Annotated in this window: 13 protein-coding genes and 3 tRNA genes; 11 read left to right on the top strand and 5 right to left on the bottom strand. The window is 72.1% G+C overall.

Annotation, left to right across the window (positions count from 1 at the left end):
* Nucleotides 1–126: 126 nt before the first annotated feature.
* From cutA to AB0C62_RS14745, 3 genes are all read left to right on the top strand, one after another.
* Nucleotides 127–453 carry a divalent-cation tolerance protein CutA gene (gene cutA, locus AB0C62_RS14755; RefSeq protein WP_362973012.1) on the top strand — a complete coding sequence of 109 codons (327 nt, stop codon included), beginning with the start codon at nucleotides 127–129 and terminating at the stop codon, nucleotides 451–453.
* A complete protein-coding gene (locus AB0C62_RS14750; protein WP_362973010.1) occupies nucleotides 450–896 on the top strand; it encodes a gamma-glutamylcyclotransferase family protein in 447 nt (148 codons plus the stop codon). Before cutA ends, AB0C62_RS14750 begins: the two co-directional genes overlap by 4 nt.
* Nucleotides 897–987: 91 nt before the next feature.
* On the top strand, nucleotides 988–1,188 hold the full coding sequence (locus tag AB0C62_RS14745) for a twin-arginine translocation signal domain-containing protein (protein WP_362973008.1): 201 nt from the start codon (nucleotides 988–990) through the stop codon (nucleotides 1,186–1,188).
* Between the two features lie 73 nt (nucleotides 1,189–1,261).
* Here the strand turns inward: AB0C62_RS14745 and AB0C62_RS14740 are convergent, their stop codons facing one another.
* Nucleotides 1,262–1,972 carry an ElyC/SanA/YdcF family protein gene (locus tag AB0C62_RS14740; RefSeq protein WP_362973193.1) on the bottom strand — a complete coding sequence of 237 codons (711 nt, stop codon included), beginning with the start codon at nucleotides 1,970–1,972 and terminating at the stop codon, nucleotides 1,262–1,264.
* A gap of 418 nt (nucleotides 1,973–2,390) precedes the next feature.
* Between AB0C62_RS14740 and AB0C62_RS14735 the strand changes: the two genes are divergently transcribed.
* From AB0C62_RS14735 to AB0C62_RS14715, 5 genes are all read left to right on the top strand, one after another.
* A complete protein-coding gene (locus AB0C62_RS14735) occupies nucleotides 2,391–3,212 on the top strand; it encodes a sirohydrochlorin chelatase (protein ID WP_362973191.1) in 822 nt (273 codons plus the stop codon).
* Between the two features lie 84 nt (nucleotides 3,213–3,296).
* Entirely contained in the window at nucleotides 3,297–4,715 is a 1,419-nt protein-coding gene (locus tag AB0C62_RS14730) for a deoxyguanosinetriphosphate triphosphohydrolase (protein ID WP_362973006.1), read from the top strand.
* A 93-nt stretch (nucleotides 4,716–4,808) separates the two neighbouring features.
* Nucleotides 4,809–6,074 carry an FAD-dependent oxidoreductase gene (locus AB0C62_RS14725; protein WP_362973004.1) on the top strand — a complete coding sequence of 422 codons (1,266 nt, stop codon included), beginning with the start codon at nucleotides 4,809–4,811 and terminating at the stop codon, nucleotides 6,072–6,074.
* A 123-nt stretch (nucleotides 6,075–6,197) separates the two neighbouring features.
* Nucleotides 6,198–8,102: a DNA primase gene (gene dnaG / locus AB0C62_RS14720; RefSeq protein WP_362973002.1), complete on the top strand. Its 1,905-nt coding sequence runs from the start codon at nucleotides 6,198–6,200 to the stop codon at nucleotides 8,100–8,102.
* Nucleotides 8,103–8,350: 248 nt separating this feature from the next.
* Nucleotides 8,351–9,637: an RNA polymerase sigma factor gene (locus tag AB0C62_RS14715; protein ID WP_362973000.1), complete on the top strand. Its 1,287-nt coding sequence runs from the start codon at nucleotides 8,351–8,353 to the stop codon at nucleotides 9,635–9,637.
* Nucleotides 9,638–9,749: 112 nt separating this feature from the next.
* On the opposite strand, the gene AB0C62_RS14710 is transcribed toward AB0C62_RS14715, so the two are convergent.
* The 4 genes from AB0C62_RS14710 to AB0C62_RS14695 form a co-directional block, all read right to left on the bottom strand.
* The gene (locus AB0C62_RS14710; protein ID WP_362972998.1) at nucleotides 9,750–11,678 is read right to left on the bottom strand and encodes an ABC transporter ATP-binding protein; all 1,929 of its coding nucleotides are present in this window, start codon (nucleotides 11,676–11,678) and stop codon (nucleotides 9,750–9,752) included.
* On the bottom strand, nucleotides 11,678–13,411 hold the full coding sequence (locus tag AB0C62_RS14705; RefSeq protein WP_362972996.1) for an ABC transporter ATP-binding protein: 1,734 nt from the start codon (nucleotides 13,409–13,411) through the stop codon (nucleotides 11,678–11,680). The genes AB0C62_RS14710 and AB0C62_RS14705 overlap by 1 nt, the downstream gene beginning before the upstream one ends.
* A 185-nt stretch (nucleotides 13,412–13,596) precedes the next feature.
* Nucleotides 13,597–15,051 carry an FGGY family carbohydrate kinase gene (locus tag AB0C62_RS14700; protein ID WP_362972994.1) on the bottom strand — a complete coding sequence of 485 codons (1,455 nt, stop codon included), beginning with the start codon at nucleotides 15,049–15,051 and terminating at the stop codon, nucleotides 13,597–13,599.
* Between the two features lie 97 nt (nucleotides 15,052–15,148).
* Nucleotides 15,149–15,454 carry a YtxH domain-containing protein gene (locus AB0C62_RS14695; protein WP_164370735.1) on the bottom strand — a complete coding sequence of 102 codons (306 nt, stop codon included), beginning with the start codon at nucleotides 15,452–15,454 and terminating at the stop codon, nucleotides 15,149–15,151.
* A 145-nt stretch (nucleotides 15,455–15,599) separates the two neighbouring features.
* Here AB0C62_RS14695 and AB0C62_RS14690 point away from each other — a divergent pair.
* The 3 genes from AB0C62_RS14690 (at nucleotide 15,600) to AB0C62_RS14680 (ending at nucleotide 15,993) form a co-directional block, all read left to right on the top strand.
* Nucleotides 15,600–15,672, top strand: a tRNA-Asn gene (locus tag AB0C62_RS14690).
* A gap of 5 nt (nucleotides 15,673–15,677) precedes the next feature.
* Nucleotides 15,678–15,750, top strand: a tRNA-Asn gene (locus AB0C62_RS14685).
* Between the two features lie 166 nt (nucleotides 15,751–15,916).
* A tRNA-Ile gene (locus AB0C62_RS14680) sits at nucleotides 15,917–15,993 on the top strand.
* Nucleotides 15,994–16,131 lie beyond the last annotated feature (138 nt).

Genomic DNA, 16,131 nt, shown 5'->3' with positions numbered 1-16,131 from the left:
GCCTCGGAGGCACTGCACGGCTGCCTCAGATTTAAAGGTTCATGACATGTCATGTCCATAGCGCCTCCGCGGTGGACGCGGGATGCGGCGAGAATCGTTTCCGTACCCCCACGAATGGAGACGATCATGGAGACGCCGGCCTGCCTGGCCGTTCTGACCACCACCGACTCGGCGCGGAAGGCCGCGGAGTTGGCCCGTGGCGCGGTCGCCGAGCGGGTCGCGGCCTGCGCGCAGATCTCGGGGCCGGTCACGTCCGTCTACCGGTGGCAGGGCGCGGTCGAGACGGCCACCGAGTGGCAGATCCACTTCAAGACGACCGTGGTCCGCTACCCCGCCCTGGAGGCGTACCTCCGCGCGGCCCACACCTACGAGACGCCCGAGATCATCGCGACCCCGGTCGTCGCGGGCGGCGCGGACTACCTGCGGTGGGTGGGGGAGGAGACGACCCCGTGAGCGGAACGGGACCGCCCTTCTTCGTCTACGGCACCCTGCGCCCCGGCGAGCACAACCACGACCTGTTCCTGCGCGGCCGGACCCGCTCCGAGGAACCCGGACGGATGCCGGGGCTCGTGCTCTACCCGGGCCCCGGATACCCGTACGCCGTCGAGGAACCCGGCGGCACGGTGACCGGCGACCTCGTGACCGCGCTGCCCGGGGCGTACGAGGAACTCCTGGCGGAACTGGACGCGTTGGAGGAGTACGCGCCGGGCGATCCGCACAACCTGTACGAGCGGATCGCACGCGACGCCGTCCTCGCCGACGGCACGGTCGTCCGCGCCTGGGTGTACGTCGCGGCGCCCTCCGTCGCCGCGCGCCTGCGGGCCGGCGGCCGTCCGATCGCGAGCGGTGAGTGGCACGGCAGGCCGGCGGACACGCCCGCACACGGCCCCGGCTGAGCCGCCGTCACCGGTGCCGGGGTGCACCCGTGCGGGTGGCCGGTCCGTGCGCCCCACCCGCGCGGGCGCCGGCACCCCCTAGGGTCCGGCCATGACCGACCGCGACCTGACCAGGCGACGTGTCCTCGCGCTCGGCGGCGCGGCCGTCGGTGCCGCCCTGGGCATCGGCCTCAACTCCTGCTCCGCCGACCCGAAGCCGGACGCCTCCCCGGATCCGAGGAAGAACACGACGCCGGGGCGGCCCGACGCACAGCCGGAAGGGCCCGCCGCGGACACCGTGAGCGGCGACTGACGTCCCGCGCCGCTCACGTCCGCGTACCGCACCCGGGTCGCCCGCCCGTCCCGGCGCCCGCGCGTGCCGCCGTCTACCGGCCGGCCGCCAGCGCCCGGGCCACCCCGTGCTCCTTGTGGCCGAGGAACCGCGGGTCCGGCCGGAACACCGCGTCCAGGGCGGCCTTGCCCGCCGCGAAGATCTCCCGGGTGCCGCCGTAGTACCAGGTCGCGTCGTGCTTGGCGTCGACACCGATGCCGTACGAGCGGACGCCCGCGGCCCGGCACAGGGCGACGGCCCGGCGGATGTGGAAGCCCTGACTGATCAGGACCGCCTCGTGCACGCCGAAGATCCTGCGTGCCCGGACGCACGAGTCCCAGGTGTCGAAGCCCGCGTAGTCGCTGACGATCCGGCGGTCCGGCACCCCGTGCGCGGTGAGGTAGGCGCGCATCGCGTCCGGCTCGTCGTAGTCCTCGCGGCTGTTGTCGCCGGTGACGAGGACGACTTCGATCCGGCCCGCCCGGTACAGCTTCGCGGCCGCGTCCAGCCGGTGCGCGAGATACGGGGACGGCTCGCCGTCCCACAGACCCGCGCCGAAGACGACCGCCACCTCGGTGCGCGGGGCGTCCGCCGTCGTCCGCAGCCGGTCGCCCGTCGTCACGTACATCCACGTCATCGGCAGGAGCGCCAGCACACACAGCACCATCAGCGCCTGCACCGCCCGTCGTTGGCCCGGGCGGGTCCGCGGCACGCGCACTCCGCGCAGCAGTCGGAGCGGACGCGGCCGGCGCGGGACCGGACGCATCGGACGCTTCGGGCGCGGCATACGCAGCAGACGCGGCATGGTCGATGTCCCCCAGGTGACGTCACGCGTGGGTGCGGGCCGGGTCCCGCGGTCGGGTCCGACGGACGCCGATTCTCACGTACGTGTTCGACACAGGAGGACGCGGCGCAAGCACGTTCGGTTCGCCGGGGTGTCGTGAGTGCTGTCACCCGTGGCGAGGGAACCGCAGGTGGGAGCCGCTCGTCCGGCAGGCGTACCGTACGGTGAACCGCCGGAAAACGCCCGACATGCCCGTGCAACGGCCCGGCAACCTCCTACCGCGAGGATCGCCCCCATGACGGCGTCGCACCCAGCCCGAGACGAGCCCTCCGCCCGCTCCGCGGGACCGCCGCCGCGCGCCGACCGGTTCGACGGGCAACTCGACACCACGGCACAGCTGATGAACCGGATCACCAGTCAGCTCGGCAGCCAGCTCAGCCTGGTCTCGCTCAACGGCACCCGCCGTCCCGCGCCGCCCACGCTCGTGCTGGCCGCGCACGGCAGCCGCGACCCGCGCGCGCTGAGCACCGTCCGCGCCCTGGCCGAACGCGTCCGCGAGCTGCGCCCGCACCTGACCGTGCGCCTCGGACACATCGACGTGAGCGACCCCCCGCTCTCCGGCACGCTCGCCTCGCTCGGCGGCGGGCAGGGCGCCGGCGCCGTTCTCGTCCCGCTGCTGCTCGGCCGCGGCCACCACGTCCGGCGCGACCTGCCCGAGGCGGCGGCCGCCGCCCCCGGCCCGCCCGTCCGCGTCGCCGCCCCGCTCGGTCCGCACCCGCTGCTCGTCGAGACGCTCCACGACCGGCTCGTCGAGGCCGGCTGGCCGGCCGGGATGAGCGACACGGCCCGCCGCGCCAGCGCCGTCGTCCTCGCCTCCGCCGGCTCCCGGCTCGTGGAGTCCGCCGCCGACACCCGCCGCACCGCGCAGCTGCTCGCCGAACGGCTCGGCGTGCCCGTCGTCCCCGCGTACGCCTCCGGCGCCGCCCCCACCGTCCCGGCCGCCCTGCGCGCCCTCGCCGCCCGGGGCCGCCACCGGATCGCCGTCGCCTCCCACTTCACCGCCCCGGGCCGGCTCGCCTCCCGGTGCGCGGAGGCCGGCCCGTGGATCCGGGCCGAACCCCTCGGCGACCACCCGGCGATGGTCCGCCTCGTCCTGCACCGCTACGACCAGGCGCTCGCGGCCCCCGAACCCGCCCCGGAACGCGCCCTCACCCCCGCCTGACCCCGGCGGTTCCCCGCCCGCCCGGGCCCGCCGCCGCCGGTGCCGGGCATCCCGGTTGTCACCGGCTGCGTTTACTGTCGGTGCATGGAAGGCATGGAACCGCACGCAGCAGCACCCGCACCGAAGGCCCCCGAGAACCCCGCAGCACACGACGAGTACGACGTGTCCGCCGTCGAGCGCCGGGCCGTCGAGCCCGACAAACACCCCGGCCGCACCGCCTTCCAGCGCGACCGCGCCCGTGTACTGCACTCCGCCGCCCTGCGCCGCCTCGCCGGCAAGACCCAGGTCGTCACCCCCGGCACCCTCCCCCAGGTCCTCGGCTCCGCCCGCACCGGGGAGATCCCCATCCAGGTGTGGGACGCCAGCCCCCGCACCCGGCTGACGCACTCCCTGGAGTGCGCGCAGGTCGGCCGCGACCTCGGCGCCGCCCTCGGCTGCGACCCCGACCTGGTCGAGGCCGCCTGCCTCTCGCACGACCTCGGCCACCCGCCCTTCGGACACAACGGCGAACAGGCACTGAACGAATTCGCCGAGGACTGCGGCGGGTTCGAGGGCAACGCCCAGTCGCTGCGCCTGCTCACCCGGATCGAACCCAAGCGCTTCGTGCGCAGCGACATGGTGGCCTCCGCGCCCGCCGACGCCGACGAGGACCTCGTCAGCGTCGGCCTCAACCTCACGCGCGCCGCCCTCGACGCCGCCACCAAGTACCCCTGGCCCCGAGGCGCCTGCCCCACGGACCCCCGGTCGCCGAAGTTCGGGGTCTACGAGGACGACCGGCCGGTCTTCGACTGGATCCGCAAGGGCGCCCCCGGCACCCGGACCTGCTTCGAGGCCCAGGTGATGGACTGGTCCGACGACGTGGCCTACTCGGTGCACGACGTCGAGGACGGCCTGCACGCCGGCCACATCGACCCCGCCAGCCTCCTGTCCGGGCCGGAGCGCGAGGAGATCTTCGCCGTCGCCATCGGGCGGTACGTGCCCGCGGACACCGACCCGGCCGAGCTGGCCGAAGCCCTCGACCGGCTCCTGGGCCAGGAGTGGTGGCCGCACCGCTACGACGGATCGGCCGTCGCCCAGGCACGCCTGAAGGACGCCACGAGCCAGCTCATCGGCCGGTTCTGCCTGGCGGCGGAGGGCGCCACCCGCGCCCGCCACGGCACCGGCCGCCTCACCCGGTACGCGGCGGAACTGGTCGTCCCCCGCGCCGCCCGGCACGAGTGCGCCGTCCTCAAGGCGGTCGCCGACCGGTACGTCATGCAGCGCGCCGAGCAGGAGCGGCTCCGCGCCGACCAGAGGGTCGTCGTCGCCGAACTCGCCGAGGCCCTCACCGCCCGCGCGCCCGAGGTCCTCGATCCTCAGTTCCGCGCCCTGTTCGAGCACGCGGCCGACGACCGCGCCCGCAAGCGGGTGATCGTCGACCAGATCGCATCCCTCACGGATGCCTCGGCGCGTTCCCTGCACCTCAGGCTCACCACGCGTTCCCATGGAGGCGCCGGAGTGTGACCCTGCGTGGCCTGATCGGGCCACTCCCCCTTCCCGCATCACGCTCCGTGCGGGACTCTCGCATATGGCGACATCCTTACGAGGAGGCATCAAGTGGTCGACGCGGATCAGACATTCGTCATCGTCGGAGGAGGCCTGGCAGGCGCCAAGGCGGCCGAGACGCTCCGAGCGGAGGGCTTCACCGGACGCGTGATACTGATCTGCGACGAGCGCGACCACCCCTACGAACGTCCGCCGCTGTCCAAGGGCTACCTCCTCGGCAAGGAGGAACGCGACAGCGTCTTCGTCCACGAACCCGCCTGGTACGCGCGCCACGACATCGAGCTGCACCTCGGCCAGACCGTCGACGCGATCGACCGTGCGGCCAGGACCGTCCGCTTCGGGGACGACGGCACCCTCGTCCACTACGACAAGCTCCTCGTCGTCACGGGCTCCGAGCCGCGCCGCCTCGACATCCCGGGCACCGACCTCGCCGGCGTGCACCACCTGCGCCGCCTCGCCCACGCCGAGCGGCTGAAGGGCGTCCTCGCCGCCCTCGGCCGGGACAACGGCCACATCGTCATCGCCGGAGCCGGCTGGATCGGCCTGGAGATCGCCGCGGCGGCCCGCGAGTACGGCGCCGAGGTCACCGTCGTCGAGCCCGAGGCGACCCCGCTGCACAGCGTGCTCGGACCCGAACTGGGCCAGGTCTTCGCCGAGCTGCACCGCGAACACGGCGTGCGGTTCCACTTCGGCGCCCGGCTCACCGAGATCGTCGGCCAGGACGGCATGGTGCTGGCCGCCCGCACCGACGACGGCGAGGAGCACCCCGCGCACGACGTCCTCGCCGCCATCGGCGCCGCCCCGCGCACCGGACTCGCCGAGGCCGCGGGCCTGGAACTCGCGGGCCGCGAGCACGGCGGGGGCATCGCGGTCGACGAGACGCTGCGCACCTCCGACCCCGACGTGTACGCCGCCGGTGACGTCGCCTCCTTCCACCACCCCCTCTTCGGCACCCGGCTGCGCGTCGAGCACTGGGCCAACGCCCTGAACGGCGGACCGGCCGCCGCCCGCTCCATGCTGGGCCGCGGCACCCCGTACGACCGGGTGCCGTACTTCTTCTCCGACCAGTACGACGTCGGCCTGGAGTACTCGGGCTGGGCGCCCCCGGGGACGTACGACCAGGTGGTGATCCGGGGTGACGCCGGCAAGCGGGAGTTCATCGCCTTCTGGCTGAAGGAGGGCAGGGTGCTCGCCGGGATGAACGTGAACGTGTGGGATGTCACGGACCCGATCCAGCAGCTCGTCCGGTCCCGGATCCAGGTGGACGCCGACGCGCTCGCCGACCCGCACGTCCCCCTGGACAGCCTGGTCCCGTGACGCACGGCGGCACCCGCCGCCCCACCCCTCCCGTGCCGGGGTCCGGAGCAGTTCCCCCGGACCCCGGCACGGCGTCGCTCACCTCGCCCCAGGAGTGTCGGTCCGGCCCCGTAGAATCACCACGTGGCCGGCAGGATCAACGACGAGGACGTGAAGGCGGTTCGGGACGCGGTCCCGATCGACGCCGTGGTGTCCGAGTACCTCCAGCTGCGCAACGCGGGCGGCGGGAACCTGAAGGGCCTGTGCCCCTTCCACGACGAGAAGTCACCGTCGTTCCAGGTCAGCCCCAGCAAGGGCCTCTTCCACTGCTTCGGCTGCCAGGAGGGCGGCGACACCATCACGTTCGTGATGAAGGTCGACCACCTCACCTTCTCCGAGTCGGTGGAGCGCCTCGCAGGCCAGGCCGGCATCACCCTGCGCTACGAGGAGGGCGGGTACAACCCCTCCCACCAGCGCGGCGAGCGGATCCGCCTGGTCGAGGCGCACAAGGCCGCCGCCCAGTTCTACATCGAGCAGCTCGGCACCAGCCCCGAGGCCGACACCGGCCGCACGTTCCTCGCCGAGCGCGGCTTCGACCAAGCCGCCGCCGCCCACTTCGGCGTCGGCTACAGCCCCCAGGGCTGGGACCACCTCACCCGCCATCTGCGCGGCAAGGGCTTCACCGACAAGGAGCTGGTCCTCTCCGGGCTCTCCCAGGAGGGCCGCCGCGGCCCCATCGACCGCTTCCGCGGCCGCCTCATGTGGCCCATCCGCGACATCGGCGGCGAGGTCGTCGGCTTCGGCGCCCGCAAGCTCTACGAGTCCGACAACGGCCCGAAGTACCTGAACACGCCCGACACGGCGATCTACAGGAAGTCCCAGGTGCTGTACGGCATCGACCTCGCCAAGAAGGACATCGCCAAAAGCAGCCGGGCGGTCGTCGTCGAGGGCTACACCGACGTCATGGCCTGCCACATGGCGGGCATCACCACCGCCATCGCGACCTGCGGCACCGCGTTCGGCACCGACCACATCAAGATCCTCCGCCGCCTCCTCATGGACAACGGCTCGGCCCGGGTGATCTTCACCTTCGACGGCGACGCGGCCGGCCAGAAGGCGGCCCTGCGCGCCTTCGAGGACGACCAGAAGTTCGCCGCCGAGACGTACATCGCCATCGCCCCCGACGGCATGGACCCCTGCGAGCTGCGCCTCGCCAAGGGCGACGAGGCCGTCGCCGACCTCGTCGAACCGCGCACACCGCTCTTCGAGTTCGCGCTCCGTCAGATCGTCCTGCGCTACGACCTGGAGACCCCGGCCGGGCGCGCCGCCGCCCTCGACGAGGCCGCCCCGATCGTCGCCCGCATCAAGAACAGCGGCGCCCAGCACGAGGTGGCCGTGCAGCTCGCCGGCATGCTCGGCATCCTCGACACCCAGTTCGTCGTCAAGCGGGTGGCGCAGCTGGCCCGTTGGGCACGCGACCGCGGCGGCAGGGGACCCGCGCCCGCCGGGAACCGCTCCCAGCAGACGTACACCGCCGCCCAGGCCCCCACGAACGGCGGGCCCGCCCTCACCCTGCGCAACCCCGTCTTCGCCACCGAGCGCGAGCTGCTCAAACTCGCCCTCCAGCGCCCCGAGCTGGTCGCCCCGGCGTTCGACGCGTACGGCATCGACGAGTTCACCGCATCCCCGTACGCCGCGGTGCGCCTGGCCGTCATGGAGGCGGGCGGCACCGAGTACGGCGCCCAGGACCCCCAGGAGTACCTGATCCGGGTGCGTGACGCCGCTCCGGACGACGCGGTGCGCGCGATGGTCACCGAGCTGGCCGTCGAGGCGATCCTGCGCAAGACCGTCGACGAGACGTACGCGGGCGACCAGCTCGTCGCGGTCCGCCGCCGCGCCGTCGACCGCCGCATCCGAGACGTCCAGGGCTCCCTGTCCCGGCTCAGCGCGGGCGGCGACCCGGCCCAGCTGGCCGCCGTGCAGAACGAGTTGTGGGTCCTCCAGCAGTACGGGCAGGCGCTGCGCGAGAAGGGCGTCGAAGCCCTCTGAGCCCGGCCCGGCACCGGGTGTGCCGGGGTGGTGCGCGGCCGCGCGCGGGGTCGCGGCGGGGCGCGCGGGCCGTGGGACGCGTCCGCGGGGGCCCGGCACATGCCAATCCCGGACCCGCTCCCACCGCTTACGGCTCCGCTGAACTGCGCACTCGTCCCAAACGGTAACCAGCCGGTCACGGACCGGACGCAAAAAGTCACCGCACGCCCCTCGTGGCGGCGATGTGTCGTACTCCACACTGGGTTCCGGTGCCTGAGTCCTCGGAGCGCGGCCGACCCGCACGCGACGGGTTCCCTTTTCCCGCGGTTCCGCCAAACGACTACGGGATGGACAGCGGCGAGGCCGTCGAGCCCATCCCGGACGTACCGCTGCCGCACGACTCAGCAGCGACATTCCTGGAGGTCGCCCCCGTGCAGACCCAGACCCTCGCCGAGACCGACAACACCACCGTCACGGACACGGACGCCGACGTCGTCGCTGCGGTACCCGCGCAGAGCCGTGCCGCGCACCACCCCGAGGCCGACCCGGACGGCCCGCCGCAGACCCCGGGGGCAGAGGCGGAAGTGGAGACCGAGGCCGAGGAGCCCGCCGAAGTGCCGCGAGGCCGCGCCGCCGACACCGGCGGCCCCTCGTCGGACCTGTTCCGCCAGTATCTGCGCGAGATCGGGCGGATCCCGCTGCTCACCGCGGCCGAGGAGGTCGACCTCGCCCGCCGCGTCGAGGCCGGGCTCTTCGCGGAGGAGAAGCTCCGTCTCGCTCCGGACCTGGACAGCCAGCTCGCCCTCGACCTGGACAAGATCGTCGTCATGGGCCGGATGGCCAAGCGCCGGCTCATCGAGGCGAACCTGCGGCTCGTGGTCTCCGTGGCCAAACGGTACGTGGGGCGCGGGCTGACCATGCTCGACCTGGTCCAGGAGGGCAATCTCGGGCTCATCCGGGCGGTCGAGAAGTTCGACTACGCCCGCGGCTACAAGTTCTCCACGTACGCCACCTGGTGGATCCGGCAGGCCATGTCCCGTGCCCTCGCCGACCAGGCGCGCACCATCCGCGTCCCCGTGCACGTGGTCGAGCTGATCAACCGGGTGGTCCGCGTGCAGCGGCGGATGCTCCAGGAGCGCGGCTACGAACCCAGTCCCGAAGAGGTCGCCGCCCATCTCGACCTGACCGGCGAGCGGGTCAGCGAAGTGCTGCGGCTGGCCCAGGAGCCGGTGTCCCTGCACGCGCCCGTGGGCGAGGAGGACGACGTAGCCCTCGGGGACCTCATCGAGGACGGTGACGCGGCCTCGCCGGTCGAGTCCGCCGCGTTCCTGCTGCTCAGGCAGCATCTGGAGGCGGTGCTGTCGACGCTGGGGGAGCGGGAGCGGAAGGTCGTGCAGCTGCGGTACGGGCTGGCGGACGGGCGTCCGCGGACCCTGGAGGAGATAGGCCGCATCTTCGGTGTCACGCGCGAGCGCATCCGGCAGATCGAGTCCAAGACCCTCAACAAGCTGCGGGACCACGCCTTCGCGGACCAGCTGCGGGGGTATCTGGACTGACCCGTCCCGGCACGGGAGCCGCCCCCGGACCCCCGCTCCTCGAACGCCGGAGGAGCTGGATCTCCCGCCGGAAGGGTGAACCGGCGGGAGGGGGTCCAGGGGCGGCTGTGCCCTAGTCGACCTCGGCGACCGCCTGGGCGAACTGGGCCTGGTAGAGGCGGGCGTAGGCGCCGCCGGACTCCAGCAGCTCCGCGTGCGCGCCCTGCTCGACGATCGCGCCGTCCTCCATCACGAGGATCGTGTCGGCGTCCCGGATCGTCGACAGGCGGTGGGCGATCACGAACGACGTCCGGCCGTGCGCCAGCTTCGCCATCGCCTTCTGGATCAGCACCTCGGTCCGGGTGTCCACGGAGCTGGTCGCCTCGTCGAGCACCAGGATGACCGGGTCCGACAGGAACGCCCGGGCGATGGTGATCAGCTGCTTCTCACCCGCGCTGACGCCCGATCCCTCGTCGTCGATCACGGTGTCGTAGCCGTCGGGCAGCGTACGGACGAACCGGTCGGCGTGCGCGGCGCGCGCCGCCTCCTCGATCTCCCCGCGGGTGACCTCCCGCGTGGCGCCGTACGCGATGTTGTCGGCGATCGTGCCCCCGAACAGCCAGGTGTCCTGGAGCACCATGCCGATGGCGGCCCGCAGTTCGTCACGGGAGATGGACGCCACGTCGACCCCGTCGAGGGTGATGCGGCCGCCCGTGACGTCGTAGAACCGCATCAGCAGGTTCACCAGGGTGGTCTTGCCGGCCCCGGTCGGGCCGACGATGGCGACCGTCTGGCCCGGCTCCACCGTCAGCGAGAGGTCCTCGATGAGCGGCTTCTCCGGGTCGTAGCGGAACGACACGTGCTCCAGCGCCACGCGCCCGCGCAGTTCGGCGGGACCGGCCGAGACCGCCGGGTCAGCCTCCTGCTCGTCCGCGTCGAGGATCTCGAAGACCCGCTCCGCCGACGCCACACCCGACTGCACCAGGTTCGCCATCGACGCGACCTGCGTCAGCGGCATCGAGAACTGGCGGGAGTACTGGATGAAGGCCTGCACGTCACCGATCGACAGCGTGCCGGAGGCGACGCGCAGTCCGCCGACCACCGCGACCAGCACGTAGTTCAGGTTCGAGACGAACATCATCAGCGGCTGCATGATCCCGCTGTTGAACTGGGCCTTGAACCCGGCCTGGTAGAGCTTCTCGTTCTGCTCGGCGAACTGCGCGGCCGACTCGTCGGCCCGCCCGAACACCTTCACCAGGTTGTGGCCGGTGTACATCTCCTCGATGTGGGCGTTGAGCTTGCCCGTGGTGCGCCACTGCTGCACGAAGTGCGGCTGCGAGCGCTTGCCGATCCGGGTGGCGACGACGAACGACAGCGGCACCGTGACCAGCGCGACGAGCGCGAGCAGCGGCGACACCCAGAACATCATCGCGAGCACACCCACGATGGTCAGCAGCGAGTTGACGAGCTGGCCCATCGACTGCTGGAGGGTCTGCTGGATGTTGTCCATGTCGTTCGTGGCCCGGCTGAGGACCTCACCGCGCTGGCGCTTGTCGAAGTACGACAGCGGCAGCCGCGACAGCTTCGCCTGGAGGTCCTCGCGCATCCGGTAGACCGTCCTGTTGACGGACCGGTTGACCAGTCGCGTCGCGACCGCCATCAGCAGGCCGGCCAGCAGGAACGTACAGATCGCGAGCAGCAGGACGTTGCCGACGGCGTGGAAGTCGATGCCCTCGCCGGGGGTGAAGTCCGTGCTCTTGAGCATGTCGGCGACGGCACCCTGGCCGTGCGCGCGCAGCGAGTCCAGGGACTCGGCCTTGGTGGCGCCGGCCGGCATCCGGCGGCCGACGATGCCCGCGAAGACCAGGTCGGTCGCCCGGCCGAGGATCTTCGGGCCGACCACCGACAGGCCGACGCTGAGGACGACGGCGACCAGCATCACGTACAGCGTGGCGCGTTCGGGCTTGAACTGGGTGAGCAGCCTGCGGCCCGACACCTTGAATTCCATCGAGCGCTGGTCCGGGCCGCTCCCGGCCATCATGCGCCCCATCGGCCCGGCCATCAGGCGGCCTCCGCTTCCGTCAGCTGGGAGAGGACGATCTCCCGGTAGGTCTCGTTGTCGGCCATCAGTTCGTGATGCCGTCCCGTGCCGACGACCCGGCCCTCGTCGAGGACCACGATCCGGTCGGCGTCCCGGATGGTCGACACCCGCTGGGCGACGATCACCACGGTGGCCTCGGCGGTCTCCTCGGCGAGTGCCGCGCGCAGGGCCGCGTCGGTCGCGTAGTCGAGGGCCGAGAAGGAGTCGTCGAAGAGGTAGATCTCGGGGCGCTGCACCAGGGTGCGGGCGATGGCCAGGCGCTGGCGCTGGCCGCCCGACACGTTGGTGCCGCCCTGGGCGATCGGCGCGTCCAGGCCGCCTTCGAGGGCCTCGACGAAGCCCTTGGCCTGCGCGACCTCCAGGGCGTGCCACAGCTCCTCGTCGGTCGCGTCGGGGTTGCCGTAGCGCAGGTTGGTGGCGACCGTCCCGGCGAACAGGTACGGCTTCTGCGGGACCAGTCCGACCGTCCTGGCCAGCAGCTTCGGGCCGATCGTCGCCACGTCGACGCCGTCGACGAGGACCTCGCCGTCGGTGGCGTCGAACAGCCGGGGGACCAGGCCGAGCAGCGTCGACTTGCCGCTGCCCGTCGAGCCGATGACCGCGGTGATCTCGCCGGGGCGCGCCACGAGGTCGACGGACTTCAGGACCGGCTCCTCGGCGCCCGGGTAGCGGAAGCCCGCCCCGCGGAGCTCCAGGTGGCCGTGGCGGCGCAGCTCCAGGACGGGCGCGAGGGGCGGGACCACGCTGCTGTCCGTGCCCAGGACCTCCTGGATGCGCTCGGCGCAGACCTCCGCGCGCGGCACCATCATGAACATGAAGGTGGCCATCATCACGGACATGACGATCTGCATCAGATAGGCGAGGAACGCGGTGAGGTCACCGATCTGCATGCCGCCGCTGTCGATGCGGTGGGCGCCGAACCAGACGACCGCGATCGACGACAGGTTCACCACCGTCATGACGATCGGGAACATCAGGGCGAGCATCCGGCCGGTGGCCAGCGAGGTCTCGGTGAGGTCGGTGTTGGCGCCCTTGAAGCGCTCCTTCTCGTAGCCGTCGCGCACGAACGCGCGGATCACCCGGTTGCCGGTGATCTGCTCGCGCAGCACGCGGTTCACGGTGTCCAGGCGCACCTGCATGGTGCGGAAGAGGGGGCGCAGTCGGCGCACGATGAGCGTGACGCAGATGCCGAGGGTGGGCACCACGGCGATGAGCACCGCGGACAGCGGCACGTCGAGGCCGAGGGCCAGGATGATGCCGCCCACACACATGATCGGGGCCGACACCAGGAGGGTGAACGTCATCAGGGTGAGCATCTGCACCTGCTGGACGTCATTGGTGGTGCGGGTGATCAGCGAGGGCGCTCCGAAGTGACCCATCTCACGTGCGGAGAAGGACTGGACGCGGTCGAAGACGGCGGCCCGGACGTCCCGGCCGACCGCGGACGCCGTCCGGGCGCCGTAGTAGACGGCCCCGATGTTGCAGACGACCTGCACCAGCGAGATGCCGATCATCAGGGCACCGAAGGACAGGATGTAGTCCGTGTCCCCCTTCACGACACCGTTGTCGATGATGTGCGCGTTCAGCGTGGGCAGGTAGAGCGTGGCGCAGGTCTGCAGGAGCTGCAGCAGGACCAGCAGGGCGATGGGTTTCTTGTACGGACTGAGGTGGGTCCGCAGGAGTCGTATGAGCACGCGGGGTCTCTCGGAATCGTCGACGGCGGGGTGTTCGGCGGGCGCTGGATGGTGCACCACCCCCTATCGTCGGACACTCCACCGGTGTTACCTCAACCGATTGACCCAAGCCCGGACCAAGAACCGGCCATGGCTCCGTCCGGAGACGTACGCCTGGTCGGACACCGTGAGCCGGTCCGATTCCGTTACGCCCGGAACGCCCCGGGATGCGTCTGTTCCCGTACGGACACGTACTGCTGTCGTACGGCCTGGCCCACGGCGAGTTCGTCGCCGGGCTCCAGCACCTGGGCGACCGGACCCTGCCAGGCGGGCGGGTTCCGCGGGTCGAGGGTGCCCTGGGAGGCGCCGAGGGCCCAGGCGGCCTGGCGGGCCGCGCCGAGCGCCGCGTAGTCCGCGGGCTGCGGCACCACGACCGGCGCGCCGAACAGCGCGGGCGCCACGGCCTGCACGGCGGGCAGCTCGGCGGCCTGGCCGAGCAGGAAGACCCGGCGGACGTCGACGCCGCGCCCGCGCAGGACGTCGAGCGCGTCCGCGAGACCGCACAGCATGCCCTCGAAGGCCGCCCGGGCCAGGTGCTCGGGCCGCATCGACTCCCGGCGCAGCCCCGCCAGCGTCCCCGCCGTGTGCGGCAGGTTCGGCGTGCGCTCGCCCTCCAGGTACGGCAGCAGGACCAGCCCGTGCGAGCCGGGCGTCGACTTCATCGCCAGGTCGGACAGACCCTCCAGGTCCGGCACGCCGAGCATCTCGGCGGCGCCGCGCAGGGCCCGTACGGCGTTGAGGGTGCTGACGACCGGGAGGTGCATGCCGGTCGCGTCCGCGAGGGAGGTGATCATGCCGGTGGAGTCCACCAGCGCCTCGGTGTGCACGGCCATCACGGAACCGGAGGCGCCGAGCGACACCACCGCGTCACCGAGCCCGATGCCGAGTCCGAACGCCGCCGCCATGGTCTCGCCGGTGCCGGCGGATATCAGCAGCCCTTCGGGCGTGGTCCCCGCCGCGTCGGCCGGGCCGAGCACCTCGGGGAGCGCGGCCTGGTGACCGAGGGCGAGTTCGATGAGGTCGGGGCGGTACCCGCCGGTCGCCGCGGACCAGTAGCCGGTCCCGGAGGCGCCACCCCGGTCCGTGGTCCTGCGCACCGGCCGCCCGAGCAGCTGCCACACCAGCCAGTCGTGGGCCTGCAGCAGCATGGCGGTCCGCCGCGCCGCGTCGGGTTCGGTCTTGTTCAGCCAGCGGAGCTTGGTCACCGGCTGTGCGGCCTGCGGGACGCTGCCCACGGCCTGCGCCCATGCCTCGCGCCCGCCGAGCGCGTCGATCAGATCGGCCGCCGCGACCTGCGCTCGCTTGTCACCGCCGACCAGCGCGGGCCGCACGGTGTTGCCCTGCACGTCCAGCGGCACGAGGCCGTTCTGCTGCGCGGACACGCCGATCGCCTGCACGCCTTCGAGCAGGCCGCCGCCGGCGGCCTCGCCCAGGGACAGCAGCCAGGCCTGTGGATCCACGTCGGATGGACGTCCGCCGCCCTCGGCACCGTCGAGCGGATGCGGCGCGTAGCCCTGCCGCAGCACGGTGCCCGTGTCCGCGTCGCAGACGACGATTCGAGTGAAATCGGGCGAACTGTCCAACCCGGCGACTATCCCCATGGCGGAAATTCTGCCGTACGGGAGGGGGTGGCGGCGCCGGGTGGGTGCACGAGATCCGGCGCGGCCCTTGAATCCCCTGGTGTCACGGGTGTGCCGGTCAGGTGTTGCTGGTGCCCCAGTCGTCCTGTCCGGCCCCGCCCGTGTTCCGCTGCCGCAGCGAGCGGACGCGGTCGGTGACCGAGTCGGGGACGCGGTCGCCCACCTTCTCGCTCACCGTGTGGAAGGCCTTGCCCGCGATCGCGCGGCCCTGCTGGGCCGCGGTCTCGGCGGTGTTGCGCACCGCCGGGTTCTGCGAGACCTGGCGAGCTGACTTCCTCAGCTGCTCGTAACGCTCTCGCCCGGCGCGCGTGCCGAGCACGTACCCCAGGGCCAGTCCGGCGACGAATGTGAGCTTGTAGCGCATGACAGCCACCCTTCCCTTGCGTCGGCATCGGTACGGAGGGAACCGATTGGCGGAGCACCCCCCTGCTTGCGCTAATGTATGTGTCGCAGCAAGCGCACGCCCCCTGGCGAATACCCAGGTAGGTGCGTTCGATGCAACGAGACATTCCCCTGTAGCTCAATTGGCAGAGCAGCCGGCTGTTAACCGGCAGGTTACTGGTTCGAGTCCAGTCGGGGGAGCTCGGTCTCCTGTAGCTCAATTGGCAGAGCAGCCGGCTGTTAACCGGCAGGTTACTGGTTCGAGTCCAGTCGGGAGAGCAACGGAAGAGGACCCCTCAGGGGTCCTTTTTCATGTCCGGGGGAACCGCTCGGGGCACGCCGAAGTCCTCATGGTCGTGCGATGCCGACCATCCGAAGCAGGAGATCGTATGAGCGGCTATGCTGCGGCAGACGGCGCGCACAAATGTGCGCGGCGCGCCGTAACGGGGCGGTAGCTCAGCCGGTTAGAGCAGCGGACTCATAATCCGTCGGCCGTGGGTTCGAGTCCCACCCGCCCCACCACACGCTACGCGTGAAGAATCGATGCGACCAGCAACTTCGCTGGCGGATCAGGCGAGTTGAGAGCCCGCGAGGGCGCCCCGCCCGACCGTGGAACCCCGGTCGCAGGGCCTTCGCGGAGGCCCCCGTTCCGCCCAACTC

The sequence above is a fragment of the Streptomyces sp. NPDC048643 genome (assembly GCF_040650615.1).
In the GTDB taxonomy this organism is placed as follows: domain Bacteria; phylum Actinomycetota; class Actinomycetes; order Streptomycetales; family Streptomycetaceae; genus Streptomyces.
This window is presented reverse-complemented; position numbering and strand designations above follow the sequence as displayed.